Source organism: Bacillus sp. FSL W8-0848, from assembly GCF_038007805.1.
GTDB lineage: Bacteria > Bacillota > Bacilli > Bacillales > Bacillaceae > Bacillus > Bacillus glycinifermentans.
Map to the genome: position 1 here is coordinate 1,947,024 of NZ_JBBOYB010000001.1, position 24,444 is coordinate 1,971,467.

Sequence of the window (24,444 nt, forward strand, 5' to 3'; positions counted from 1 at the left end):
TAGTCAGATATCATTTTATTATTGGAGGGACTTTTTTATGAATCATTTCGGATTTGATCATTTGGAGGATGAGCGAATCATCGGCAGACCGTTTTTTGGGAGACCGTTTTTCGGCGGACCGTTTTTTGGGAGACCGTTTTTTGGGAGGCCGTTCTTCGGCAGGCCGTTTTTCGGACCGGGACCGTTTTTCGGCGGATTTTTAGGCGGTCTGACAGCAGGAGCGCTCCTCGGCCCCGGTTTCGGATATGGATATCCTTACGGACCGTATCCTTACTATTGGTAATCAAAAAAGGTCCCTGGACGGGGCCTTTTTACCTTGACTTGGAACTTTCGGATCATTTATGATGAACTTTGCCTGCCGTACATCATTGCGGGGGGATTTTTTTATGTCTAAAAATCCTTCGCCGCAATGGACAAGCGTTTTCGCTCGGCGAGGTGGGGAAAATGTTAAAAACGTTTGAATTGACGCTTTCAAAAAAAAAGCTCTCAGATGAGCACATCCGCCGAATCTCGTGAAGGGGGATTTTTTAATGATCACAGGCTATCTGTTTCTACTAGTCGCGATATTGTCCGAAGCGGCAGCCGCCGCAATGCTGAAAGTCTCTGACGGATTTAAGCGATGGCAGCCGGGGGTGCTCGTTGTGATCGGATATGCACTGGCCTTCTACATGATGTCGCTGACATTAACATCCATTCCGCTCAGCCTTTCATATGCGACATGGAGCGGCGCGGGCACAGTGCTTACGACCGTCATCGGCGTCCTGTGGTTTCAAGAAAAATTGAACCGCCGGGCGATGCTTGGCATCGTCTGCCTTGTTGCGGGTGTTGTGCTGATCAATTTGTCGTAAGGAGGGATTAGATGAAAGGAATTCTATTTTTAGCGGCGGCCATTCTTTCAGAAGTATTCGGAAGCACGATGCTGAAGCTTTCGGAAGGTTTCAGCGCCCCCGTTCCTGCAATCGGCGTCGTGATCGGGTTTGCTTCTTCTTTTACATTTCTCAGCTTTTCTCTAAAAACGCTCGCCCTGTCATCGGCATATGCCACATGGGCAGGCATATCAATGTGATCTGCACCCTGTCAAGTAGACAGTGGAAATAACTAAAACACACTAGACGGCTTTAGCCCTGTATTCCACTGGGCTGAGGCCGTTTAGTTTTTCTTGTAGACGATCGTGGTTGTAAAAGTGGATATATTCATCAATTGCGCTTTGAAGTGCCTCAAATGTCTCGTACGAATTCCGTCTGTATTTCTCGCATTTTAATTTCCCCCAAAACGACTCAATGGGGCCGTTATCAATACAGCGGCCGACGCGGGACATACTCTGTGTCATATTTGCGTTTTCAATCATCCTTCTAAACTGGTGGGACGTGTATTGAAAACCTCTGTCGCTGTGAAGGAGAGGACGTGCGTTTGGGGCTGCCTCAAGCGCTTGGTTCAAGGTTTTAAACACAAGGGCGTTATTATTGGATTTCCCCAGCACATAAGACACGACCATTCCCTCATGAAGATCTAAAATGGCACTGAGGTACGCTTTCCGATGGCCGTATTTTAGCTCTGTCACATCAGTCACCCATTTTTGATTTGGTTTGTCCGCTTTAAACTCTCGATTCAGGATATTTTCGGACACATGTTGAGGCGTCGCTTTGCCGTAACGTTTTTTCTTCCGCCGAATGACACACTCCAGCTTGGCAATTTTCATCAGCCGATAGATGCGCTTATGATTGAGGCGCTCTTTAAAGCGGCGGTTCATGTTTAAGGTCATTCTGCGGTATCCGTAGATACCGCCAATTTGTTCGTGAAGTAGCGCCATTTTGGCGATAATCTTTTCATTCTGTTTTTCTCTCGCTGAAGGTACTCGGCTCCTCCATTTGTAATACCCCTGGCGCGAAACTTCGGCAATCTCACATAACATTTGGACAGAAAAGCCTTCTTTTCGATTCAGCTCTAAAATGGCGAGATATCGATCTTCGTACCGAACCTGACTTAGAACCGCCTCCTTTTGATCTCTTCCAACTTTTTTAAGAACGCATTCTCTGCGCGCAAACGCTCATTTTCCTGTTCCAGCCGTTTGTTTTCCCGTTGAATTTTTTCTTCAGGTGTCAGTTCTTCTTCGGTTTTGCGTTTCCCTCGGTTGTCTTTTAAGGCCTCTTCTCCGCCTTCTTGATACTTTTTCACCCATTGATACACCTGTTGGTAGGAGACTTGATGAATCTCCATTGATCTGGCGTAGTCCTTTCCATGAGCTAGACAATCCTTCGCAATCTCAATCCGTTCTTCCAATGAAACGTTCTTCCGTTTGGTCATCAAACGATTCCTTCCTCTCCCGCTGTCTTTTAACGTTTTATGACCATTATAAAGCTCAACCCACTTCATGAGTACGGATTTACTGGAAATCTTATATTTTCTCGAGATTTCTCTTTGAGAGTAGCGTCCGGATAAGAAGTCTTTCACGGCATTGTATTTTAATTCTGCGGGATAGAACTTATGGCGCTTTGAACGTTCCAAACTCTCCACACCCGCCATATCATGCGATGTTCTCCATTCACGAATCGTTTCGGCATGAATGCCATATTTTTCTGCGATCTCCTTCACCGAATTATTGCCCTGATCACATTCTGATAGAATATTCAATTTTTCTTCTTTTGAAAACCATTTTCCAGCCATGAAAAAACTCCCCCAAGGCAAACAGATTTTTTTATTTCATCTGTCTACCTTTAGGGGAGCATATCAATGATCGTCGGTGATTCAGACCCCTTTATCGTCAAGCCGGGAAACCAATAGGCCACATACTGTCGGACAGCCGTTACTTCAATCGAAATCAGGCTCGTATACGCAACGATCGTAATGAAGGAAATTAAATAGCCGACAAGGTGGCCGTGCGTATAAACCGGGTAGCGGATAATCCCTCCCGTACGCGGCAAAGCTGCGCCTAGCTCAGCATACACGAGACCGATCAACAGGATGATCACCCCTCCGATAATCCAGGAAAAGCTTCCTGCCGGACCCGCTTTTGATGCGACATTGCTGACGGCAAACAGCCAGGCTGAACCGAATATCGCTCCCATACCGATCAATATAAGATCAAGCAATGTCATCGTTTTTTTGAATTTGCCCTGTTTTGACATAATGCTTCCTCCTAGTCAGTACGTTCTAAAAAGTGACACATGAATAGATGTAGTATGTTCAAAATGTGGCACTGTATACTTCTTAGCATCTTTCTGACTTCGTTAAACAACAGGCGGTCTTTAAGATGCTTCTACGCGATGACAAAAGCCCTGGGTCGCCGGGAGGACAAGACGAATAGCGGGGTATAAAAGGAGGTTTTGCTAAAAGAGAACCCGGATTTGCTGCAACATAAGACAATACGATTTATTTACTTAAACCGGGCAAGTGAATGGTTGTATCCTTTTGATGATGCCGGCCGGGTCACTCAGGCCATGCAGAGACAAAAGCGGTTTCTGCGAAGTTATTAAACCATCTGGCGATCGCCGCTTCGGTCAGCATTTTTTCAAAACCATGAAAGCCGCCAGAAGGCAGCAGAAAAAATCAAGGGGAACCCGAAAGGTCCCCCCAGAAATATGATTGTTTACATAATTATTTTACAGTCAACAATTTGAAAAACGCTTCGATTTCATCGGCGGCTTTTTCCGCTCCCCCTGCTTCCCTGATGTTCTTTTGCATGTCCTTTACCCGGTTTAGCATTTGTGCGTCATCGTCAACTTTGGAAACGGCTTCCTGCAAGGAGCGAACAGTTGTTTCCTCTGGCTGCAGGTGCTTTCCAAGCCCGAGCTCTTCCACGCGGCGGGCCGTGATTTCCTGTTCCGGCATTTGCGGAATGACGACGAGCGGAACGCCTGCATTCAATGCTTCCATCGTACTGTTCATTCCCCCGTGGCTGATGAACAGCTTTGCTTTTTTAAGGATTTCAAGCTGCGGAACATGCTGATGAATCGATATGTTTTCAGGTACGTCTTTGAAGCTTTCGGGATCGATCGTCCTTCCAACCGACATAATGACCTGCCACTTCGTATCCCTGAACGCTTCGATGCACATCTCATAGAACTCAGGCCAGGCATTGAAGGCTGTCCCCAGTGAAATCAGCATGACAGGGCGGCCGTCATCCTTGACAAGCGGTATGTCTTTTTTCTGGAATTTACGCTCGGCAAGAGACGGACCGACAAACCGGAAGCGTTCGTCAAACGTATCACCGTATGGCTGAAAAGCGCGCGGCATAAAGACAATATTAAGGTTTGCCGGCTGAAATATTTCTTCAAAATACGGAATATTGGCATTATTCAAGTCAGGAAGCTGTTCTGCGTTCTTTCCCATTTGAATCGTTTCCGCCATCGCCCTGAAGTGAAAATGGTCGTTCTGGGCGTATGTCGAGCAAAGCCGAACTGCTTTCACCCCAAATTTTTCCGCCAGGATCTTCCCTGCCATCGCCATAAAGTCAAAAATGACGAGGTCCGGCCGGTCATTTTCATAAAACGCTTCAAGCTGAGGAAGAACTTCGTCAACTTCTTTTTTAAACATTTCCGGCATCTGTTGTGCCGTTTCTTTATTTTTCATCACTTCCCGAATTTGGCGAGGATCGATATTTAAGGTTGAACGGTATTGAAGCGGTTTTGCCCCCGTTTCTTCAATAGCAGTTGTGAATTCTTCCGTGACTGGATACGTCACCCGGTACCCCCGCTCAACAAGTTTTTTCGTCAAAGCCAGTGTCGGATTAATATGTCCATGAGCCGGAATATTGAAGATGGCGATATGTTTTTGTTCCATTTTATTACCTCCCGCAATGTTTTAAGCCTGCAGCTGAAGCGCCGCATCGAAAGGCTTCTTCCAATACATAGTAATGAACATATTATAGATAATAAAGGAAAAACCCTTCAAAATTAAAGTAAAATTAAAAAATACTAATATAGTCCTTTTCTCAAGAAATAAAAGGAGGATCTTTAGACTCATCTCCGGGCGCAACCTCGACTTTCTTCCTCATTTCATTACTGCCGCCTTATATTTGTTTCATTTTAGATAAAAAAGGCACCTGGGAAACAGCCAAATCGTCTCCCAAGTGCCAACACTATTTTGTCATAATTTTGTTTCATTTTACTTAAATTTAGCTTAAATTATACCGAGAAATATGGAAAATCTCCGAAAATTTTTATAATGTTATGTTTGGCGCGCCCAGCTATTTACATTCCTTTTCAACATACCGTTTTCTACTTAATGAATTATAGAATATGAGAGGATTGGTTTTATTGGAATATACAGCAGATCATCTCGATGCCTATTTAATGGAACAAGCATCCAAAAATCATTTCAATGGCAGCATCCTGCTGGCCGACCGCAATGGCGTGATTTTGTCCAAAGGCTACGGATACTCCAATTACAAGGATAAAATGAAAAACGGGCCGGCATCACGCTATCAAATCGCTTCTTTGACAAAACAGTTTACCGCTATTGCAGTCATGCAGCTGCAAGAAAAAGGGCTGCTGAGCACAACAGACCCCATTCGATTCTATTTGCCCGACTATCCAAACGGCGACAGGATCACCATCAAACATTTATTAAGCCATACATCAGGTATTCCGGACTTTTTGGGGGAAGAACTGCTCGATATCGAATTAGAGCTTTCTCCACTCGACCGATACATCTCCCACTTTATGGAAAAACCGCTCGAATTCAATCCGGGCCAAAGGTTTAATTACAGCAATTCGGGCTATATCCTGCTCGCTAAAATCATCGAAACCGTCACAGGCGATTCTTATGCAAACAACATTCAACAGTTGATACTTGATCCGTTAGGCATGGAAAACTCGGGGTTTTTCACGTCACCGGAAGATATTTTCCCGACAGTCGGTTATCTAGCCCTCAACCGTGGATCGGTACAAGCCCCCATCATATACGGTCATGGGGAAAGCGGGCTTTACTCGACTGTCGAAGACTTGTATTTGTGGGACCGGGCGCTGTATACTGAGAAGTTGGTGACGAAAAAATCGATGAAAGAAGCCTTGTACAGCTGTATCAACAAGCCGGCTTTTGTTAGCGAAGGTCCGCTAGACGCGCTCGTTCAAAACAATTGGATCGGATACGGGTGGTTCATTAATAAACAAAATAAGCATAAAATATGGCATGACGGTGAAGTCCACGGTTTTATCAGCTCGATCAACCGTTACATGGATCAAAAGAAGGTTCTCATCATGCTCAGCAATTGCAATTTGTCAAAAGCCGATGACATCTTGGCTTATCTGGAAAGCGCTTTGTTAAAGATGTAACGTAAATTGTGAAGAGAGGCAGCGAAACAATCAGAATGGTAAAAAAACTACTCAGCATCGCTATGATGATTGCCATCATCATAATCGGTTTTTTACATAAAGAAGCCTGGCTTGAAATGATCAAAGCAGGCGGAAGCTATTCGGTCGCATTCAGCATCCTGCTTATGGCGGCCTGCGCCTTTTTCCCTGTCGTTCCGTTTGCCATCACCGCCGGAATGAACGGTGCGGTTTTCGGAATCGGAAGCGGCCTTATGATCACGTTATCAGGATCGATGCTCGGCACGATGCTGCTTTTCTTTCTGTCCCGTTACGGATTCAGGGACTGGGCAAGAAAAAAGGCCTCAAAATTCCCGAAAATCGGTGAGTATGAAGGCTATTTTAACGAGAATGCCTTTACCGCCGTGCTTACGGGCAGGCTGATCCCCGTCATTCCTGCGATTGTCATGAATACGGTCTGCGGATTGAGCAACATCAAATGGGCGGTCTTTTTTGCCGCTTCAACGCTGGGAAAAATCCCAAACGCTCTCATCATATCGATTGCAGGCGCCAATTTCGGCAAACATAAGCTGCTTTCCTTCGGCATCTACGGCATATACATGATGATCATCATCTATCGAAAATATCCCCAGCTTTTCACAGGCCGCAAAGGATCGGAACAGTCGGAGAAAACGCCTTGATATAAGGCGTTTTAAGGACTGCCTGCTCCTGATACTCCGAAAGTTTAATCAATGATGACAGCCGTTCCATACCCGATTAATTCAGAGGTACCCTGTCCTGCAGAGAGTTCAAACCTTAGCCCGGCGATCGCATTTGCTCTCGATTCCTCCGCCTGCTTCACCATGCGTTCTTTCACCATTCTCTTCGATTCCTCAAGCATTTCTGTATAATTTTTCAGTTCTCCGCCAATCATAGATTTCAAACCTGACAAAATATCTTTTCCGATGTTTCTCGATTGAACAACGCTCGCTGTGACGATTCCCTTAACCTCTTGTATGTTATGACCCGCGATCGTATCCGTTGTCACGATAAGCATATGGTCTCCTCCTGTGCCGTACAATTTTTAATCTATGAATCATATCGGACAGATTTTAAAAATGTTGAGATGGTTTTCCTGAAAATTCGCAGAAAAATCCTTTAAAAAGAAAAGGTTCACCTCATTTCCTGCAGCAAAAATATCTCATCTGACGAAATTACCCCATGCACTACTATTTAAAGGGATCACTTCAAGCGGTCAAAGCAGTTGTACGCCATCTGACATGACGAGATCCATCGGGCTCCCGGTGATACCAGTAGCCCGACTTTTGAAGGTTAATGATGCAGAAGCCGTCCCAAGCATGCTAAAAAGCGGCCGGGTCAATATTACAAACCCAGCCGCTCAAGCAACAATTCAACGTTTTTTCCGTCTGCCAGTCAGTACATACAGCAAGCCGCCCGCCAGCACAAAAGCTGTGAAAAGGAACAGCATATAACCGAACTTCACAGCCTTTTCATCTCCCATCACCGGAAGGAATGGAATGTCAAACCTGGGCATTGCAAGCAGGCCGCCGACAAAGGCGATGCCGATTCCTTCAGATAGGAAGCAGGCGAAATTCAGGATTCCCATGCCTGCCCCGGCTTCCTCTTCCTTCAAAGTTTCTGAGGCACTGCTGGAAATTACCGTTTTGATAAACGAGAGGCCGCAAAACGTGGACACAAGCAGCGCGGTCATGACCCACGGCGCCCGATCGCCGATTTGCGATGCGGCGACAAAGCTTGCCGCAATAAGTGTTATTCCGAGAGAAAACACCGGACGATTGCCGAACCGATCTACCAATGCACCGCTTAGGAAACCGAAAAAGATGACGCCGATCGTTCCGGGAAATATAATTCCGCCTCCAATCGTATCGGCACTCATATGGTATACGGCTCTCATCATATAAGGCACCATTGAGATAAACCCGGCAACGGTTCCCAATAATATGCATCCTGACAAAACGATCACGACAAACATTCGATTTGAAAATAAAGACGGCTCGATAAAAGGATGTTTTACCCGGCGGATGTAAAACGCAAATCCGCAGAGCGCCAGAACGCCTGCCGCGATATAGACTGCGCGGTATTGTGCGGTAAACAGCGCAAACATCACAATGCCGAACGACAGCAGGCATATCCCCAGAACGTCCATGCTTCGTTTCGAGACCGCTTCATCAGAAAGCCTCCTGGAAAAGTAAGGAACAGACAAGAGTACTGCCATCGGCGGGAGAAAGAGAAATGACCAATGAATATAATGGGCGATCATTCCCCCGATCGCCGGACCGGCGCCTTCCCCCGCCGCCACCAATGAACCGACGATTCCAAACGATTTTCCGCGGTCTTCTGAACAAACAAAGCGCGTGATCATCACCATGATCAGCGCAGGCACGGCCGATGCGCCGGCGCCCTGCAAAAAGCGCGCGAAAATGACGGCCGGAAAATATGCGTGTGCAAGCATGCAAAATAAAGAGCCGGCTCCATATGTCATGAGGCCGATGAGAAGCGGTCTTTTTAAACCGTACATATCGGAAATTCTGCTGTAAATGATCGAGCCGACGGCAAACGAAAGGATGAAGCTTGTATTCACCCAGCCGGCCGCGGATGGCTGCACGCCAAAATCCGCTGCAATGTCGGGCAATGCGACATTAAATACGGTCTCGTTCATGACGCTGAAAAACGCGACAAAGCTAAGCCAGCCAAACGCTGTTTTTCCCTGATGAACGGATTTTTCCGTCTCTGAATATAAATCCTTTTCCACCAAAATGATACCCCCGCATGTCAGGGGGAATCACGCAGTTTATAGGGCAGATGATGCGCTTCCCCCCTTAGTTTGTACCCCGATTGTTTTTCTGCACTTCATAAAAACGCCTCCTTATTTAGGATGTTCTCATTATATACCAAATCAAGAATTGTGCATCTATGTATCTTTATTTTTATTCTTTCGACTATATATGGTGGAAGGAGATAGAATGATGAAAAAAACGCTGTTTTTGTGGATGTTTATATTATTATCGCTCGGCTTGTTTCTATTTTACAGTTTTAAAAGTTCCGCCGCTGAATCGGCATTCCAAGTACCATTGTTCGCCAAAATCAAGGAAACGAACGAATACGAGAAGGGGAAAATAGCGGTTGCATATACCTACTTTCCGGCTAAAGAAGAAAACGGTCCGAGCCCGGTTTACCTGATGAAAATCGCGGAGCAGGGCTGGCATCATCTCGAACAAACGGGCCTTGCTGGAACGTACGAAAAGAACGGGAAGACCGTCACACTTATTTACGGCACCGGAGAATTGACGGTAATACAGGAATAGGCCGCGTTAATAAACGAATGGTGTCAATGTGTTGCTCGACGTTTTCAGTTTGATATTGAGGCATAAATGATGACAAGCGCAACAAGGCCGCCATCACAATCGATAATCAAAAGGTATGATCGTTTATGTTTTGTCATCTGTGAAGTCCCGAAAAGCCCCTTCCCTCTTGGTGTGGCTTTTCGGGGCAACCTCGGCCGGCTTCATCCCGTACAAAGCATGTTTATTTTCAAACCCCTCTAAACTTGATTCCCGCTGTGATAACGATCCAGAGAATGATGACGATCGGAATCCATACCACCGCAAATGAATAAGCCGGTTCGGCAACCGCAGCAATGACGGCTCCGAGACAATACAGCACGATCGTTAAAGCGCGGAGCAGTGCATCTGTATGTAAAATGTTTTGCTTTTTTTTGCTAAAAAACCGTCCGCTTATATCTTCGAAAAAGTTGGCCAGCGTCCCGGTTAAGACAGTTGTTGAAATACCGGCGATACCGAGCTTTCTAGCCGCAGTTGTCTGAAGCCCCATCGCAATGCTGAGCAGTATAATCAATATGTCTGCTGACGTTTGCAATGATGACAGACATGCAAACAGAAGCAAAACGCCCCCCTCGACAATTAGCGCTGTCGTTACGGATGACGGCCAGAAGGATTTTTCCTGTTTACCGGCTATCAAAGACGCAATGATTACGCCGATGATGAAGCCGAGCAATGCGATGAGAGAATACATGGCGGTTTTTTGGAGAGAGTTTCCGAGGGCCAGTCCGAGCAGTACGATATTCCCAGTCATGTTGGCGGTAAAGACGTGGCCGATGCTTAAGTACCCTATTACATCTACTATCCCTGCGGTCAAACAGAGAAGCAAAAGCATGATGTAGCGATAATACGCAGCTTTCAATGTGATTCCATCCTTTCTAAACAGACCTTTCGGCATGAACAGCGAAACGGTGAATCGGCGGAAGACACGATATTCTCCGCCGATTCATTCATTTGCTTTTTTCACACGAGTACCATTTTACCATAATGATGACCGTATCGGGCCGAAAGAAACCAGCTAGGGATGTAACCTTACTCTTTATCAACCGGGAATTGGATATGGTCTTTGTATGTATCGATATAAACTTTTCCATTAGGCAATAAGACTGCGTAAAATACTTCTTCCAATGCGGTGTTTTGTTTTTGCAGTTCAGACATGAGCCATGATTCGGTAAGCTGATTTTCTTTCATATTGTCCTTCTTAATTTTCCGGTCCATGATCAATTCGATCGGAAGCTTCGATTCAGGTGCAGCCGAAAGCCATAAATCCTGTTTTGTCACCTGCCGGAACTGCGGTTTTTTTAGTACGGTTAATTCGCCGTTAGTCTCGATAATGGCAAAGAGCACTTCTTCAATATTGAAAATATCTTTTTCCCTGAGCTGCTGATTCAGATAGTCCGCGGTGTAGCGCATGCTGCGCATATTTTTTTCGAGAATTTTTCCGTTTTGAATCACCACTGTCGGATCACCCGCAAAAAACGTCCGGCTTTTTTGGCTCCACATCGAGATGTACGCTGTCGCCAAAATGACGCCCACAAACATAAAAAAAGCTATTACATGGTGGTGGATTTTAATATTGGAATTGAAAGTCAAATTCGCGGTAATCGCTCCGAGCGTGATCGATGCGATGAAATCGAAAATATTCATTTGCGAAATCGTTTGTTTCCCTAGCAGTTTTGATCCCGCCAATAAAATCGCAAAAGCAATAACCGCCCGAATAATGAGATCGATATATTCGTTCACAGGTTTCACCCCATCTTTTGGATAGACACTACAACCAGTCTGGACACCGGAAAAAAAATATATACTGTCGGCCGTCCCAGCGGAAAAATTGAAATATTTCCTGTTCAAAAAGGAATACTATTTCGTGAGGTGGTGCTTTTTATGGATTTCCCGATTATACATACGAATGTATGGGATGCTGTTACAGCGGTACCAATTATCATCTTCATAACACAGCTCATCAAAATCTTTTTAAAGGTTCCAAAAAAGTATGTGCCTACAGTTTCCCTGGCTCTCGGTTTGATTATATCTGTCTGCATCAGCCATCGGCACAGCCTCATAGCCGGTATCTTTATGGGCGGTTTCTACGGCTATGCCGCTATCGGATCGTATGCATCGCTGAAAACAACGGTTACATCGTTTCGGAACCAAAGCCGGACATAACAGCGTACGACTTAGAAAAGATTGTTTTTGCAAGAAGCCTCCCTCATGCATGATTCACAATAGATGTTACCAATAAACTTTACCCGCGGCCTTCTAGCTATTTTCATATGAAGGCTAATGAATAACGAACACATCAACTTAGGCTGATGATTTTTGCTCAGATGTTTTTTCAGTCATATTACAGGGCATCGATGAGATCCTCTCATATATCATGGGTTTACTGTTGAATGATTTCAGCTAAAGTTGAATAAAAATTAGATTAAGAGAGACCCTACCATTGATGTCAGTGAGTTTTACTATTTTATAGGAAGGAAGGAATCGTTGATGAATAAGCTTTGCCGAGAAGTTTGGATCGAAGTCAATCTTGATGCGATAAAAAAAATTTACGAGCGATTCGCCACCATATTCCAAATAAGAGCAAAATTATGGCCGTTGTAAAAGCGACGCTTATGGTCACGGGTCGGTAGAAGTGGCGCGCCATGCACTGGAACACGGGGCGAGTGAGCTTGCTGTAGCCAGTGTGGAGGAAGGAATCGTTTTACGAAAAGCGGGAATTACAGCGCCTATCCTTGTACTTGGTTTTACATCCCTTAGTTGTGTGAAGAAGTCAGCGGCTTGGAATATAACATTATCAGCATTTCAGGTTGATTGGATTAAAGAAGCAAACGAGATATTGGAAAAAGAAGCGAGCGCTAACCGGCTGGCTGTTCATATTAACGTGGATACCGGCATGGGCCGATTAGGTGTACGCACTAAAGAAGAACTTTTAGCAGTAGTGAAAGCGCTAAAGGCAAGCGAATTCCTCAAGTGGACAGGGATCTTTACACATTTTTCAACAGCTGATGAACCGGACACAACACTCACCAAACTGCAGCACGAAAAATTTATCAGTTTTCTCAGCTTTTTAAAAAAACAGGGCATTGAGCTGCCCACCGTCCATATGTGCAACACGGCTGCAGCCATCGCTTTCCCGGAGTTTAGCGCTGATATGATTCGTTTAGGTATAGGCTTATATGGGTTATATCCTTCAACATATATCAAGCAGCTAGGCCTTGTTAAGCTTGAGCCTGCATTAAGTTTAAAGGCGCGCATCGCTTATGTGAAAACCATGCGGACAGAACCCCGAACCGTCAGCTATGGTGCTACATATGTCGCAGAACCTAATGAAGTAATTGCTACGCTCCCGATCGGCTATGCTGACGGCTATTCCCGTGCCCTTTCCAATCGCGGATTTGTTCTTCATCGCGGAAAACGAGTGCCAGTGGCGGGAAGAGTAACAATGGATATGATCATGGTCAGTTTAGGAGAGAACGGTGAAGGTAAACAAGGAGAAGAAGTCGTGATTTACGGCAAGCAAAAAGGAGCCGAGATTTCCGTTGATGAAGTCGCTGAAATGCTTAACACGATTAACTATGAAATCGTCTCTACATTAAGCCGCCGCATCCCCCGTTTTTTTATAAGGGATGGCGAGATTATGAAGGTGTCAACTCCAGTACTATACGTGTAGATATTTGTAGAGTTATTTTTGCAGATGCGAGGTTGTACGTTAAAATCCCTCTTTTATTCAAAATCAAGATCCCTTCCCTAGAGGGGGTTTTGCTTTTGAATAGAACAAAATCACTTCGAGTATACATCATAACTTATAAAATGTGTCAGGCATCCTTACTTTTCTTGTAATTCCCTCCTCATATTACACTTTACGAATCAGAATTACTAAATACTTGCTTTACTTTATAAGCAATTGCAGCGAGGTATAAAATTGCAATAAACACAAATACTCCAGTTCCAAAATCAGTTTTTGATACTAAATAAAGACCTATTACACCGAAAATAATGTACATCACAATATCAAAAATAATTTTCTTGTTGTTCATTAAGTTCACCCCGTTTAGCAATTGATTCTCGGTGCATATTTGATTGCCACCCGAGAATCTTAAATTTTTACATATACGAAAAATAAAACTATATCCTTTGGATAATTATTTAAAATTTTTAAACACATTAACCCTAACATGTTTCTTTATGGCTTTACAAAAAAATCGAATAATTGAGTTAATTCCCCTGATGAATACTTTGTTTTTACTATCCATTCATTTTTTTAAAGTTTAGTCCATAGCTCATTTCAGCCCTTTTCTTTCTCTATACGGCCTCCCTTACAGATTTGTTATAAACGATGCTTATCAGCTTAAATTTTCTTTAAAATCTTATGAAATTCCTATCATTGTAAATAACTTTCTTTTATACTCTCTTATACGACTAAAAGATGTAATATGAGAACACTGACAAAACTGATGGTTGGGACATTATTTATCATTGGTTCTATTGTTTCTTTATTCTATGTCATGTCTCTGTCTCAATGGAATAGCACCAAGAAGTCAGGTTAATGAAGGTAACATATTTGCCGATATTTACGATGAGGTGACAAGTGATGTGGGTACTGGAACTCATAGTGGGTTTGCTGGATCTACTTCTTTCTCTGTTTTCATGGGATAGTAAGACAGGCAAGAGAGCTAAAAAGTAGCTCTCTTTTTCGGTTGAAGAACTGCATCATTCACCATTCATCAGGAATTTCCCCCATTACCTTTTGCTTCGTTCAACAATTCTATAAATCACTAGCGCCCCAATGAAAATAGTAAACAAAACAGTTAAAACGACATTGCTTAAATCATTTAAAAAATTAAGTAAAAGTACCGCGATTATATAAAGTAACATAAATATGTAAAACACTTCTGTTTATTTCCCCTCTCGTTTTGCTTATACAGTAAGGAAACAATTTAGGTTTTCAGTATAACATGGGATATCAAGAAATAAGAGGAATTTAGCACCTGTATCTCCCCTCTCTCTTTAAAATTTTCCGCATTTTCCAAGGGCGAGATAAATGTTTTGGCAATAAAATTTTTGGATCGGGTAATTTATAAAAACAATCCAAACGTTCATTATTTTTATAAATCTTATTAACTTATGACGGCAAGGAAGATTTAAGCAAGGCGAAAGAACCTGGACTAAAAGGAAGGCAAGATAAGCCGCTCATTAATGGACGACTTTTTTATTTGTAGTGTTTTGTATTTCTTCAACAAACACCGCTACTTCTTCAATATTTATTACTACTTTTGTATCTCCTACAATAGTAATTTCTATTCGTTTGAATCACCAACTCCGCTCCCCCATTCAATTTTATGCCGCCTCGCCCCTCCGAGTAAAATCAATCATTTCGGCCCAAACAAAATAGTTCAATATCATCTATACACTCCCAGCCCTATTAATTAATATTAGTCTGTCATCATGACAAATTTTAGAAAGGTGAGAATGAAATGAAGCGTAAATGTTTAAAATGGATCGCGGCTGTCTTTGTTTGTTTAACATGCCTTCTGCAGCTTTTGCCCAAACAGCCGTGGCATCCGTACATTCCAGGACTCCGGATATTCTCGGTACAACCGGCAAAACAAATTTGAACCAGGCTTACAAAAAATATTTTGATGCAAAAGGCGATGGGAAAGGCGGCTCGCTGTTTCATTATATGAGAGACGGTTCGGCTTACATCGCTTCGACGTTGGACGATGACCTTGGCAATGGCTACTACAGCGTCAAAACGGAAGGCATGAGCTACGGGATGATGATCGCTCTGCAAATGAATGATGAGTATAAATTCCAAAGGTTGTGGGATTTCGTCCGCAAATATATGCGCCATACCGACAAAAATGACAGCTTGTACGGCTATCATCGCTGGCATATGAAAACGAACGGCTCTGACGTGCAAACAATTGATCAGAACGTAGCATCTGACGGCGAAGTCTGGTTTGCTGCAGCCCTCATGATGGCATCCGGCCGCTGGGGAGATAAACAATACCCGTATGATTACAAAGCGCGTGCCCAGGACATGCTTGACGCCTTGGCCGGTGACGGTGAATACGCAAACGCCAGCAAGGAATCAAGGATTTTTATTAAAAACGGCAATGATCCGCGCTATGCGATGGTTCGATTCGGCCCTTATGTCAATTGGACGGATCCTTCGTATCATGTGCCGGCTTTTTTCGAGCTATTTGCTAAAAGTGCCAGAAGCAGCCAACAGTATTTTTGGAAAGACGCGGAAAACAAGTCCCGAAAATACTTGTCTGAAACGACGTTTAAAAGCGTACTACATAACGGATCAACCGTTAACAATGCAGCCACCGGCCTTTTCCCAGATGAAGCCGGCTTCGACGGTGTAAGCGACGCGGCGCATTCCTCAACGGAAACAGACCGCAATTTCAGCTATGATGCCTGGCGGACGGTGTCTCATGTCGCCATGGATTATACGCTGTGGTCCTCGGCAGATAACGCATATCGCGCCAGCGAGCAAAAAGCGGTTAACAAGTTCTTGACGTTTATGAAACGGGAAAACTACGGGAGAACGGCCCATGAATATATGCTGAATGGAACGGCCGTTAAAAAAGGCAGTGCGATGGGTCTGGTCGCGGCCAATGCAGGCGGCGCGACTGCAGCAAGCGATGCCTCATTAAGGACAGGGTTTGCCAATGCGTTTAACAGCGCCTATATTCCTGACGATTATTACGGATCCTGCCTGTACATGCTGAACAGCCTGGCGGCAAACGGCAAATTTACGATGTATATGCCTAAAAAAATGTAATATCAAAATGACCCTTCTCTGCAGAGAAGGGTTTTATTGATGTTGAGGAAATTTGCGCTTTTTCATGCGAATCCCGCCAAATTCTTTCGATATTCCTTAAATATCCTCCCTTGTTTTTTTACTTACCGGTAAGTAAAATAAAATATATAGATTGTAAAAAGGGCTGATTTTATTGAAAAAGGAAAGCAAAACAAAAGAGGCGATTGTTGAAGCGGCGTTCACTCTTATTTCCATGCATGGACTGCAGGGTACGAGCTTATCGATGATTGCAGCAAAGGTGGGCATTTCAAAACCGGCGATCTATCATTATTTTCCGTCCAAAGAACATTTGATCGATCACCTTTTTCACTTAATATTTGATGAACATCATTTCTCTGCTTATTTTCCGATCGATGAGTACACGAAAGAAAACTTTGAGAAACGTTTAGTAGCAGATGGACTGCGCTATGTTGAAGAATATAAAAACAGCTCCCCTGCTTTGAAAGTGGTGCATGAGTTTGTTTTAAGCGCAGTGTGCAGACCAAAATATGAAGAAAAACTGAAAGCAATGATGCAGCACTTTCTGGAAGGATTTGACTCTTTGCTTTCTTACGGCGTTGAACTCGGCGTCGTCTCTTCCCAACATACGAAAGGGAATGCACATATCCTCGCGCTTGTCCTTGATAATGTAAGCAACTTTATGATGCTGGGCGTTGAAATGAATGTTGAAGAAACATGGGAACTCGCCGTTCGTCATGCCATGAAAGGAAGGAAATGATATTGACTCAGGAAACGTATATTGGACCGTCAAAACTGGAGAAAGCATTCATTTTACTCATTCCGGCCGTTTTCGGGGCCGCTCTTGGGTGGTTTTTTCCTGCTATTGCAAATTGGGCTTTGACCATTCCTTTCGTTCCTTTTAAAGGACCTATCGAATTGATTGTTACATTCAATCACTTATGGGTATCGGTTATTGCTGCTGTATTGGGCATCATTGCCGGTTTGTTCTTTTCTCATTATGTTTTCAACGAAATTCTTGAAGTCTACATTTCCGAACAAAACGTGAGATTAAGATTTAAAGAAAAAGAAGAAATCATTGAGAAAAAAGACATTTATGCAGTTTATATTGAGAATAAGCATCTCGTTATTCTCGGTGTTGATCAAAATGAATTGTATCGTGAACAAATTGATTCTAAGAAATCACATGTTGCAGAAGCCTTTAAAAATCACGGTTATCATTGGACAGAACAAGATCCTTTTAAAGATCAGTATCAGCGCTGGGTTGAGGATCATCCCGACTTCCCCCCACATGTAAATGCTCTTTTGCTGTCACGGGAGAGAGCCATACAAAACAATAATCATGATGAGGCAAAAATCTTGCGCAAAGATCTGGCAAAACTTGGAGTCGTCATTCAAGATGAAGAGAAAAGACAATATGTAAGAATGATATAAAAATGATGCAGCCCTTCTTTTAGGAAGGGCTGTGTTTTGTCTTATTTTAAAAAGCGGCTTCAGGAGTGCGGGATAGTATATGATCGCGAGCCGCCACTGCTCTTTTTTTCACGTCATCAAGATCGACTCCAAGCAATTTTCCATTTCGCTTTACCGCCTTTCCTGCAACATATACGGAGTCTATATTGCCGGGATGTGCGCACTGAACGATAGCCCCTATGACATCAGAAAGCGGAAGCAAATTGAGGCTGTCCGTTTTTACCATGATGAAATCGGCTTCTTTGCCTGGTGTGAGCGAGCCGATTTTATGATCCAGCATTAAGGTCCGCGCGCCGTCAATCGTTGCTGCTTTTAGAATTTGTTCGGCGAATATGCCTAATTCGGGCCCCGGCATGATCCCTTCTTTAAGCAGTGTTTCGTTTTGTTTGGCGCGCTCTGCCTGAAGGGCGAATTTCATTTGGGCAAATAAATCTCCCCCCGTTGATGTGACAACATCAACGCCGAGGGTTGGGGGCACTCCGTGTTCCAGAGCAAGTCCAGTGACTGGATAGCCGTGTCCCATCATCATCTCAATTTCCGGCGTAACGGAAATTGAGCTTCCGTGCGCCGCCAGCATTTTCATCTCCTCTTCACTAATGGCATTAACATGCACCATGTTCAAGTCAGGACCGAGCAGGCCGGCTTGATGCAGTTTTTCAATTGAACGGTCTTTCGCTCCCCAATTGCCGAAAGCGATGTGCATGCTGCATACAACATCGAGCGTCCGGGCCGTTTTGATTTCAAAAACCGATGTATCCCATGATGAGAACTCAGGACCGCGAATCGCAAGCCCCATGGTCAAAAGCTGATCGTTTGACTGAAAGTAGGCTTTTTTCACCCGTTCTGCTTCATCCATGTTGGAAAGGGTGCTGTCTCTGTCCCAATATGCCGCATCGCCTGACGTTCCAAAGGCGAATACCGCGCGGATCCCGGCTTCCTTCAGACCGGCAATCAGCTGATCCGTGTGATCAGGCGATTCGATCATCGTCCAGTCAAGCAAGGTGGTTACGCCTGCATCCAGCGCCTCGAGCGCTCCCGAATAATTTGCAATCCAATCATCCTCAGGCCTGCGCATCGCTCCGTAATTCCCATAATAAATCCGGTTTAAATAGGTTTGCAGCGACCAGTCGGCGCCGATTCCCCGAATGACGGACTCCCATACGTGCCGGTGCGTATCGACAAGTCCCGGCATGATCACCATATTTGAGGCATCGATCACCTCTGCATCGGAAGCTTGGATTGATTCGGCCACATCCACAATCGTTGAACCTTCAATCAGCATGTCCCCTTTTTCGATATTTTTAAGCTTCGGATCAAGGGTGACGATCGCTGCACCCCGAAAAAGTGTTTTTTGCATGGCGGCTTCCCCTTTCTTAAAAGAGTAAAAGCTTGGGGATCGTTCTTAAATCCAGTAAACCATCCCCTTATCTACCATTTTAAAACATTAAATATGTGAATCATATGAATATGCACCTTCGGATAATAAAAAACACCCTCGGCTTTGTGGGTGATATGTTAAAATATTCATTTTGCGAAGTTTCGGTTCACTTAAGGGATGTTGGCTTATCCCCTCTGAAAAGGGGGCGGTGCACATGACAAATTCGAAACAATCTCTTTAATGATTGCGTTCGGCATGTTAATTGCCGTGTTGTTTAAGAAAGAAAAATAGACTTCCCTTGAGCCGCGCAAAAGTTCAAAGAGAACGTCTATTTCCAAAATTGCGTTTGAGCCTCCCTTGATACATGTAGTATCTACAATGAAGAGTTCTGTTAAAACGGTCACTTCATACCATGATGATACTAATTTGAGACTGCGAAAAACATGTTTTGATACGTTTGTTCAAAAAATCATTTAATTTCTCAAAGTAACAATCCTTTCTCTTAGCGTCTCCAGCATCGGGCCACGCAATTTTGGCAGAGTCGGAATTCACCGGCCGTATGCATGAGCTTCATCTGGCAACAAGAAGTCTTTATCCATATTCCTGCTATAATAAGACTTTATACTAATGGCGGACGTTCCGTCTTTCCAATGGCAGCTCTGTTTTCCTCGGCTTTAAAATATTTATTTTGGTTTAACAATTTGCAAAACAAGCAAATATGATGGGGATCTGTCCATTAAAAAAGCGGCCGCCTGTCATCTGCACAAATCATGTGCAAAAGATAAGCGGCCACATGCTGTCCCTCTTGGAATTCACATTCATTTTCTATGTCTCTATCGTATGACAAAAATGTCATTCACCATTCTTCTCTCTCAGTCAGAGGGAAGCCCCTTATTTAAATCCCTTCTGTAATCCGAATTTTTTTAGAGTTAAAGCTTCCGATTATTTTTTTCTTTTTGGAGTCTTTGAAAACGAATACGCGGACGATATACGTTCCGCTGCCCAGCTTATTTCTGACCGATTTCACTTTAAATGTTTTGATTGGGGTGGTGGATTTAAATGATCCCGACACACTCCCCGCGCTATATAAGCCGCGGTTTATCCATTTGCAGATATAAGCTTTATAATAAAGCTTTTTATTGCCTCTCTTCTTGATTCTCCATTTAATAGAGTGGTCTTTTGTCGTATAAGCCGCGGCATTTGTATACACTTTTGCGGTGTATCCGCTCCTGGTTTGCCAGCCTGACCAAGCAGCCTCGGCTTTACCCGTTAAGACAAACATTCCTGTGAAAGTGATTCCGGCAACCACCAATGACATGATAAATCGCTTAGCGCGCCGTTTACTATCCATTTTAAAACCTCCTAAACAGTTGACCTGCTGTTATTCTATCCTCCTAGGCGTCGAGCAGATTGCCCCTATTCCGTTTTATCTTTCAAACAAAAAAGCGCGAAACAGACAGCGTCTCACGCTTCATAATCAAAATTCGCCTTATATATCATCTATTCCTAATCTATTCTTATTTTTATGTTTTTTCAAGACGTTTTGAAAAATTTATGGTCAAAAAAGCTCTGCCCTGTCAAGGAAGGTGAGCCATCTGAACAAGTATATTCAATATGTATGAAGTCGTATTTTAAGGGAATGGTTATTTGATTAAACGACTGCTGCAAATTTTGCATGGCATGCTTCGGCTAAATCTTGTGGAGCTAATTTTAGCTGCATGCCGATTTTCCCTGCACTGACAATCATAAAATCAAGCGATTCTGCGCTTGCATCAATATATGTCGGAAACCATTTTTTCATGCCAATCGGCGAGCAGCCGCCTCTGACATAGCCGGTTAACCCCAGAAGTTCCTTCATAGCAACCATTTCCAGTTTCTTCTCGCCTATTACCTTTGCCGCCTTTTTTAAATCTAACTCCTCTGCAACGGGTACAACAAAGACGTAATAATGCTTGGCTCCTGCCGTTGCAACCAAGGTTTTATATACATACTCGCAAGAATAACCAATTTTTTCAGAAACAGTGATGCCATCTACCGGTTGCCCGGCTTCTGTTTTGTAACCTAATAGCTCATAGGAGATGTCTTGCTGTTCAATCAAACGAACTGCATTTGTTTTTGCCATTTTTTTCGCCATGCTCTTCACCTACTAAAAAAAGTTCCTAAATTTATTGACGTCTTTTTACTTGCAGCCAAGAAATAACCATATATATACTAACATGAGTGACAACCATATTCTACTAACCGGCCTCCCAAAATATAAAAATAGAACTCACTGATAGTCAGATGAGTCCTAACTTTTACAAGCCGCACATATGGAGCACCCGCCTTATAAGACCCGATCAGAAAAAAAGATAATTAACACGGCATCATTTATAAACATAACAAAACATGGGAACACCTTTATTTTGATCTTCGCCTTTTTGGATTGTTTGGAACTCGGTATTAATTGAATACCTGTGACACCGTGGTTAGCTATTACTGCTGTAGCATCGACAATCCCTTGACCATTGCCCTGAAGCACCATGTGCCAGCTTGCCCAAAGGATGTAAGGAAGATAGCCGGCCACGGTCCAAACCATATTTCCAAGCGGGTCTGAAGCCAAACTCTATAAAAAAGTTCTCCAACTGTTGAAGAGAAAGCCGGTCAGCAAAGATACGGAAACGGAATCGCATACTTATTGCCAATCTTATCCTAATCCTTTCTTGCGTGCTTGGCGGAAGAAGACTGTTAAACGGATATCTGACATCAAAATTTTTTCATATCCTTAATGCTGTGCCACCGTTCTCTGCGAATAACGGATCGAGTTGTATTTTAGCGAAATTTTCAGCAATCTCCCTAAGGGAATAACCCATATCATGTAAATAAAACATTAATTCCGGAGAAATCGGAGAAGCTAACATAAAAGAGGTCAATCTTATGTCAGTAATGTTCGTTTCTCCTTTGCTCTTTGCCTCTTCTAATAATTCATAAATCAGTTGATGGTTTTTCTTATAATAACAGGTGCTATAGACATCTCTGCTCGTTTCTTCAAGCGTTCCAGATGTCGTTAACATCCTCATCCAATCTAAATGCTCCCCAACGATAAGGTTGAGCTGTACAAGCAAATATAGTAAACGTTTATAAACTGGTTGATCCCTTTTATTTTTGAGGTAAGTCTGTAACTCAAGCTGATGGCGGCTAAATTTCTTCTCCATTAAAGCAATGCATAATTTGCTTTTATTCGCATAGCGGCGATAAAGAGTTGCTTGTCCGACCTCTGCCGTTTTAGCGATTTTATGCATACTTACGTGTTCAATTCCGTGCTCATTAAACAGAGATAGAGCAGTCTCCAATATTCGGTTATTTAGTTCATCGTTCTCTTTCAGCATTTGTGATGCATCCGGGCATTAAGCCGCTAAAAGAAGAATACATCCTTAGCGGAAGAGCTTTTACGATAAAGATGCCCGTTGGTGATAATGCAGCCGTACTTAAAGCCATTAGAACAGCAAAACCTGGTGATATTCTTGTAATTGATGCCAAAGGCGATGAATACAGAGCAATCGCAGGAGATTTTGTCGTCGGCATGGCCAAAACACTGGAATTAGGCGGCATTGTTGCGGATGGAGTCATCCGGGATATGAAGGGGATAAAGGAATTGGATTTTCCTGTTTTTTGTAAAGGGACAACTGTCGCTGCAAGCGGTAAAGCGGGTGTAGGCGAATTAAATGTTCCAATTTCTTGCGGGGGTGTTTCAGTGAAACCCGGTGACATTATTGTCGGAGATGCAGACGGCGTTGTTGTGGTCCCGGAGGAATTAGAAGAAGAAACGCTAAAAAAAGCCAAGGAAAAGCTGCTCAAAGATCAACAACGGGAATCATCGATTTCTGGCGACAAAGAAGCGACGATCAAATACTTAGATTCAGTCATTTCCAAATAACTGAGTATAAACGTAAGGGCTGCCATCCATGCAGCCCTTTTATGAACTGCTATTCATGATTCGGTATCAAAACCGAACCCTCCATTAATCTTCGAGCGCTTCGGCTCATGGCAACTTTTGTCACCACCCATCCTGCATGATCATGAGCAGCTTCTGCACCCACTTTCAAAATACCGGATGGATGACCGAAGCGAAGCTCAGCCCTCGTACCTCCTAAAATTCTGCTGACGATCGTTCCCGGTATCACAGCTGCGGCAGCAATTGCTACAGCGCCTGTTCCGGTCATGGCATGATGAAGCTTGCCCATAGAAAGGATCCGTGCCAAGATATCGATATCCTCTTCACGTATTTCTTTTCCATCGGATGTTGTGTAACTAGCCGGCTTTCCAAAAAACGCAATTTTCGGCGTGTGCTGTCGCTTGGCCATTGCGTACTCCACGCTTTCGGCCAGATTCATAATCACCGCGCCATGCGCCCGAATCGCTTCAAAACGCGCCAATAGATCCGCATCACCGTTGATATCACCTTGCCGTTCAGCTCCCGTTAATCCCATCGAGGATGCCGAAACAAAGATGGCAGGATTTCCAGCATTGATTAAAGTGGCCTCCACCTCTCCTACACCTGGGACATGAATAATATCGATCGGATTCCCGGTCGGAAACATGTTTCCCCCATCGGCACCCGGATCAAGAAATTCAAGCTTTATTTCAGCTGCAGGGAAAGTGACCCCGTCCAGTACGAAATCTCCAAGCTCTTGAACCTCTCCGTCCTTCATCGGGACATGCGCCACGATCTTCTTCCCGATATTTTCCTGCCAGATATTCACGGCAGCCATGCCATCCTGAGGGGCATCTGCCAGACCCCGATATATCGAAAAAGGACCTACAGCTGAAGTAAGATTCCCGCAATTTCCACTCCAGTCAACCAACGGCTGTCCTATGGCCACCTGTCCGAATAGGTAGTCTACATCACATCCAGGACGATTGCTCTTACTAACAATAACCACCTTGCTCGTACTCGATGTGGCACCACCCATGCCATCGATCTGCTGACCGTAAGGATCCGGACTGCCTATTACACGCAGTAAAACTTTATCACGTTCAGATGGATCAGCAGGCAAATCTTCTTTAAGAAAAAAAAACGCCCTTGCTTGTTCCGCCTCTCATATAAATTGCCGGAATTTTGATTTGTTTTCCCCGTTTACTCATCACCGTCGTTCCCTCCATGTTCTTTCCGTTCATAAAAAAGAATAAAAGTAC

General features: G+C 43.8%; 22 protein-coding genes and 4 pseudogenes. 13 read left to right on the forward strand and 13 right to left on the reverse strand.

Annotated features, from left to right (window positions below):
- The first annotated feature begins 37 nt into the window (after positions 1 to 37).
- The 3 genes and pseudogenes from NSQ39_RS10240 to NSQ39_RS10250 form a co-directional block, all read left to right on the forward strand.
- Positions 38 to 283: a hypothetical protein gene (locus NSQ39_RS10240; RefSeq protein ID WP_175076115.1), complete on the forward strand. Its 246-nt coding sequence runs from the start codon at positions 38 to 40 to the stop codon at positions 281 to 283.
- Positions 284 to 530: 247 nt separating this feature from the next.
- Positions 531 to 848 (forward strand): SMR family multidrug efflux transporter EbrA, encoded by a 318-nt coding sequence (erbA, locus tag NSQ39_RS10245; protein ID WP_046132488.1) that lies wholly within the window; start codon positions 531 to 533, stop codon positions 846 to 848.
- A gap of 11 nt (positions 849 to 859) precedes the next feature.
- Positions 860 to 1,054: pseudogene (locus tag NSQ39_RS10250) on the forward strand (DMT family transporter); the annotation flags it as partial.
- A 54-nt stretch (positions 1,055 to 1,108) separates the two neighbouring features.
- Here NSQ39_RS10250 and NSQ39_RS10255 read toward each other — a convergent pair.
- From NSQ39_RS10255 to NSQ39_RS10265, 3 genes and pseudogenes are all read right to left on the reverse strand, one after another.
- Positions 1,109 to 2,664 (reverse strand): IS3 family transposase gene (locus NSQ39_RS10255; RefSeq protein WP_231947364.1). Its coding sequence is split into 2 segments (ribosomal slippage): positions 1,109 to 2,007 and positions 2,007 to 2,664, totalling 1,557 coding nucleotides; the frame shifts between segments, so codons are not numbered across the junction.
- A gap of 68 nt (positions 2,665 to 2,732) precedes the next feature.
- A pseudogene (locus NSQ39_RS10260) lies at positions 2,733 to 3,125 on the reverse strand (amino acid permease); the annotation flags it as partial.
- Positions 3,126 to 3,594: 469 nt separating this feature from the next.
- Positions 3,595 to 4,779: a macrolide family glycosyltransferase gene (locus NSQ39_RS10265; RefSeq protein ID WP_175077280.1), complete on the reverse strand. Its 1,185-nt coding sequence runs from the start codon at positions 4,777 to 4,779 to the stop codon at positions 3,595 to 3,597.
- 476 nt (positions 4,780 to 5,255) lie between these two features.
- Here NSQ39_RS10265 and NSQ39_RS10270 point away from each other — a divergent pair, with 476 nt between their 5' ends.
- Together NSQ39_RS10270 and NSQ39_RS10275 are read left to right on the forward strand one after the other, a co-directional pair.
- Complete coding sequence (locus NSQ39_RS10270) at positions 5,256 to 6,272, forward strand: serine hydrolase domain-containing protein (protein WP_175077281.1); 1,017 nt, start codon at positions 5,256 to 5,258, stop codon at positions 6,270 to 6,272.
- Positions 6,273 to 6,307: 35 nt separating this feature from the next.
- On the forward strand, positions 6,308 to 6,949 hold the full coding sequence (locus NSQ39_RS10275; RefSeq protein WP_175077282.1) for a TVP38/TMEM64 family protein: 642 nt from the start codon (positions 6,308 to 6,310) through the stop codon (positions 6,947 to 6,949).
- A gap of 44 nt (positions 6,950 to 6,993) precedes the next feature.
- Here the strand turns inward: NSQ39_RS10275 and NSQ39_RS10280 are convergent, their stop codons facing one another.
- Together NSQ39_RS10280 and NSQ39_RS10285 are read right to left on the reverse strand one after the other, a co-directional pair.
- Complete coding sequence (locus tag NSQ39_RS10280; RefSeq protein ID WP_175077283.1) at positions 6,994 to 7,305, reverse strand: YbjQ family protein; 312 nt, start codon at positions 7,303 to 7,305, stop codon at positions 6,994 to 6,996.
- Between the two features lie 354 nt (positions 7,306 to 7,659).
- Entirely contained in the window at positions 7,660 to 9,045 is a 1,386-nt protein-coding gene (locus NSQ39_RS10285) for an MFS transporter (protein WP_175077284.1), read from the reverse strand.
- Positions 9,046 to 9,256: 211 nt separating this feature from the next.
- Here NSQ39_RS10285 and NSQ39_RS10290 point away from each other — a divergent pair, with 211 nt between their 5' ends.
- Entirely contained in the window at positions 9,257 to 9,595 is a 339-nt protein-coding gene (locus NSQ39_RS10290; protein WP_175077285.1) for a hypothetical protein, read from the forward strand.
- Between the two features lie 226 nt (positions 9,596 to 9,821).
- Here the strand turns inward: NSQ39_RS10290 and NSQ39_RS10295 are convergent, their stop codons facing one another.
- Complete coding sequence (locus NSQ39_RS10295; protein WP_046132474.1) at positions 9,822 to 10,490, reverse strand: YoaK family protein; 669 nt, start codon at positions 10,488 to 10,490, stop codon at positions 9,822 to 9,824.
- A 170-nt stretch (positions 10,491 to 10,660) separates the two neighbouring features.
- Positions 10,661 to 11,371: a DUF421 domain-containing protein gene (locus NSQ39_RS10300; RefSeq protein WP_046132473.1), complete on the reverse strand. Its 711-nt coding sequence runs from the start codon at positions 11,369 to 11,371 to the stop codon at positions 10,661 to 10,663.
- Positions 11,372 to 11,512: 141 nt separating this feature from the next.
- Between NSQ39_RS10300 and NSQ39_RS10305 the strand changes: the two genes are divergently transcribed.
- Both NSQ39_RS10305 and alr read left to right on the forward strand, forming a co-directional pair.
- Entirely contained in the window at positions 11,513 to 11,794 is a 282-nt protein-coding gene (locus NSQ39_RS10305; protein WP_046132472.1) for a hypothetical protein, read from the forward strand.
- A 324-nt stretch (positions 11,795 to 12,118) separates the two neighbouring features.
- A pseudogene (gene alr / locus NSQ39_RS10310) lies at positions 12,119 to 13,301 on the forward strand (alanine racemase).
- 190 nt (positions 13,302 to 13,491) lie between these two features.
- Here alr and NSQ39_RS10315 read toward each other — a convergent pair.
- Positions 13,492 to 13,668, reverse strand: a complete 177-nt coding sequence (locus NSQ39_RS10315; RefSeq protein WP_046132471.1) for a hypothetical protein — start codon at positions 13,666 to 13,668, stop codon at positions 13,492 to 13,494.
- A 1,448-nt stretch (positions 13,669 to 15,116) separates the two neighbouring features.
- On the opposite strand from NSQ39_RS10315, the gene NSQ39_RS10320 reads away from it, so the two are divergent.
- The 3 genes from NSQ39_RS10320 to NSQ39_RS10330 all read left to right on the forward strand — a co-directional run bounded on the left by NSQ39_RS10320 (position 15,117) and on the right by NSQ39_RS10330 (position 17,852).
- A complete protein-coding gene (locus tag NSQ39_RS10320) occupies positions 15,117 to 16,421 on the forward strand; it encodes a glycosyl hydrolase family 8 (protein ID WP_175077286.1) in 1,305 nt (434 codons plus the stop codon).
- Positions 16,422 to 16,593: 172 nt separating this feature from the next.
- A complete protein-coding gene (locus NSQ39_RS10325; RefSeq protein ID WP_046132469.1) occupies positions 16,594 to 17,178 on the forward strand; it encodes a TetR/AcrR family transcriptional regulator in 585 nt (194 codons plus the stop codon).
- Positions 17,175 to 17,852, forward strand: coding sequence for a YqeB family protein (locus NSQ39_RS10330; protein ID WP_236809869.1), 678 nt, complete (start codon positions 17,175 to 17,177; stop codon positions 17,850 to 17,852). Before NSQ39_RS10325 ends, NSQ39_RS10330 begins: the two co-directional genes overlap by 4 nt.
- 46 nt (positions 17,853 to 17,898) lie before the next feature.
- Here the strand turns inward: NSQ39_RS10330 and NSQ39_RS10335 are convergent, their stop codons facing one another.
- A complete protein-coding gene (locus tag NSQ39_RS10335) occupies positions 17,899 to 19,248 on the reverse strand; it encodes an amidohydrolase family protein (protein WP_216899024.1) in 1,350 nt (449 codons plus the stop codon).
- 243 nt (positions 19,249 to 19,491) lie between these two features.
- Here NSQ39_RS10335 and NSQ39_RS10340 point away from each other — a divergent pair.
- Positions 19,492 to 19,560: pseudogene (locus NSQ39_RS10340) on the forward strand (putative holin-like toxin); the annotation flags it as partial.
- 604 nt (positions 19,561 to 20,164) lie between these two features.
- On the opposite strand, the gene NSQ39_RS10345 reads toward NSQ39_RS10340, so the two are convergent.
- The 3 genes from NSQ39_RS10345 to NSQ39_RS10355 form a co-directional block, all read right to left on the reverse strand.
- Complete coding sequence (locus NSQ39_RS10345; protein ID WP_052948559.1) at positions 20,165 to 20,620, reverse strand: hypothetical protein; 456 nt, start codon at positions 20,618 to 20,620, stop codon at positions 20,165 to 20,167.
- Positions 20,621 to 20,920: 300 nt separating this feature from the next.
- On the reverse strand, positions 20,921 to 21,403 hold the full coding sequence (gene ybaK / locus NSQ39_RS10350) for a Cys-tRNA(Pro) deacylase (RefSeq protein ID WP_046132466.1): 483 nt from the start codon (positions 21,401 to 21,403) through the stop codon (positions 20,921 to 20,923).
- Positions 21,404 to 22,025: 622 nt separating this feature from the next.
- Positions 22,026 to 22,637, reverse strand: coding sequence for a TetR/AcrR family transcriptional regulator (locus NSQ39_RS10355; protein ID WP_175077289.1), 612 nt, complete (start codon positions 22,635 to 22,637; stop codon positions 22,026 to 22,028).
- Positions 22,638 to 22,642: 5 nt separating this feature from the next.
- Between NSQ39_RS10355 and NSQ39_RS10360 the strand changes: the two genes are divergently transcribed.
- Positions 22,643 to 23,185: an RraA family protein gene (locus NSQ39_RS10360; RefSeq protein ID WP_254416503.1), complete on the forward strand. Its 543-nt coding sequence runs from the start codon at positions 22,643 to 22,645 to the stop codon at positions 23,183 to 23,185.
- 49 nt (positions 23,186 to 23,234) lie between these two features.
- On the opposite strand, the gene prpF is transcribed toward NSQ39_RS10360, so the two are convergent.
- Entirely contained in the window at positions 23,235 to 24,305 is a 1,071-nt protein-coding gene (gene prpF / locus NSQ39_RS10365) for a 2-methylaconitate cis-trans isomerase PrpF (protein ID WP_254416502.1), read from the reverse strand.
- Positions 24,306 to 24,444: the final 139 nt, after the last annotated feature.

Excerpts from the sequence above, each read along its gene's own strand:
- NSQ39_RS10240 (WP_175076115.1), top strand. The coding sequence starts at position 38 with ATGAATCATTTCGGATTTGATCATTTGGAGGATGAGCGAATCATCGGC.
- erbA (WP_046132488.1), top strand. The coding sequence starts at position 531 with ATGATCACAGGCTATCTGTTTCTACTAGTCGCGATATTGTCCGAAGCG.
- NSQ39_RS10265 (WP_175077280.1), bottom strand. The coding sequence starts at position 4,779 with ATGGAACAAAAACATATCGCCATCTTCAATATTCCGGCTCATGGACAT.
- NSQ39_RS10275 (WP_175077282.1), top strand. The coding sequence starts at position 6,308 with ATGGTAAAAAAACTACTCAGCATCGCTATGATGATTGCCATCATCATA.
- NSQ39_RS10280 (WP_175077283.1), bottom strand. The coding sequence starts at position 7,305 with ATGCTTATCGTGACAACGGATACGATCGCGGGTCATAACATACAAGAG.
- NSQ39_RS10290 (WP_175077285.1), top strand. The coding sequence starts at position 9,257 with ATGAAAAAAACGCTGTTTTTGTGGATGTTTATATTATTATCGCTCGGC.
- NSQ39_RS10305 (WP_046132472.1), top strand. The coding sequence starts at position 11,513 with ATGGATTTCCCGATTATACATACGAATGTATGGGATGCTGTTACAGCG.
- NSQ39_RS10315 (WP_046132471.1), bottom strand. The coding sequence starts at position 13,668 with ATGAACAACAAGAAAATTATTTTTGATATTGTGATGTACATTATTTTC.
- NSQ39_RS10320 (WP_175077286.1), top strand. The coding sequence starts at position 15,117 with ATGTTTAAAATGGATCGCGGCTGTCTTTGTTTGTTTAACATGCCTTCT.
- NSQ39_RS10330 (WP_236809869.1), top strand. The coding sequence starts at position 17,175 with ATGATATTGACTCAGGAAACGTATATTGGACCGTCAAAACTGGAGAAA.
- NSQ39_RS10335 (WP_216899024.1), bottom strand. The coding sequence starts at position 19,248 with ATGCAAAAAACACTTTTTCGGGGTGCAGCGATCGTCACCCTTGATCCG.
- NSQ39_RS10345 (WP_052948559.1), bottom strand. The coding sequence starts at position 20,620 with ATGGATAGTAAACGGCGCGCTAAGCGATTTATCATGTCATTGGTGGTT.
- ybaK (WP_046132466.1), bottom strand. The coding sequence starts at position 21,403 with ATGGCGAAAAAAATGGCAAAAACAAATGCAGTTCGTTTGATTGAACAG.
- NSQ39_RS10355 (WP_175077289.1), bottom strand. The coding sequence starts at position 22,637 with ATGCTGAAAGAGAACGATGAACTAAATAACCGAATATTGGAGACTGCT.
- NSQ39_RS10360 (WP_254416503.1), top strand. The coding sequence starts at position 22,643 with ATGCATCCGGGCATTAAGCCGCTAAAAGAAGAATACATCCTTAGCGGA.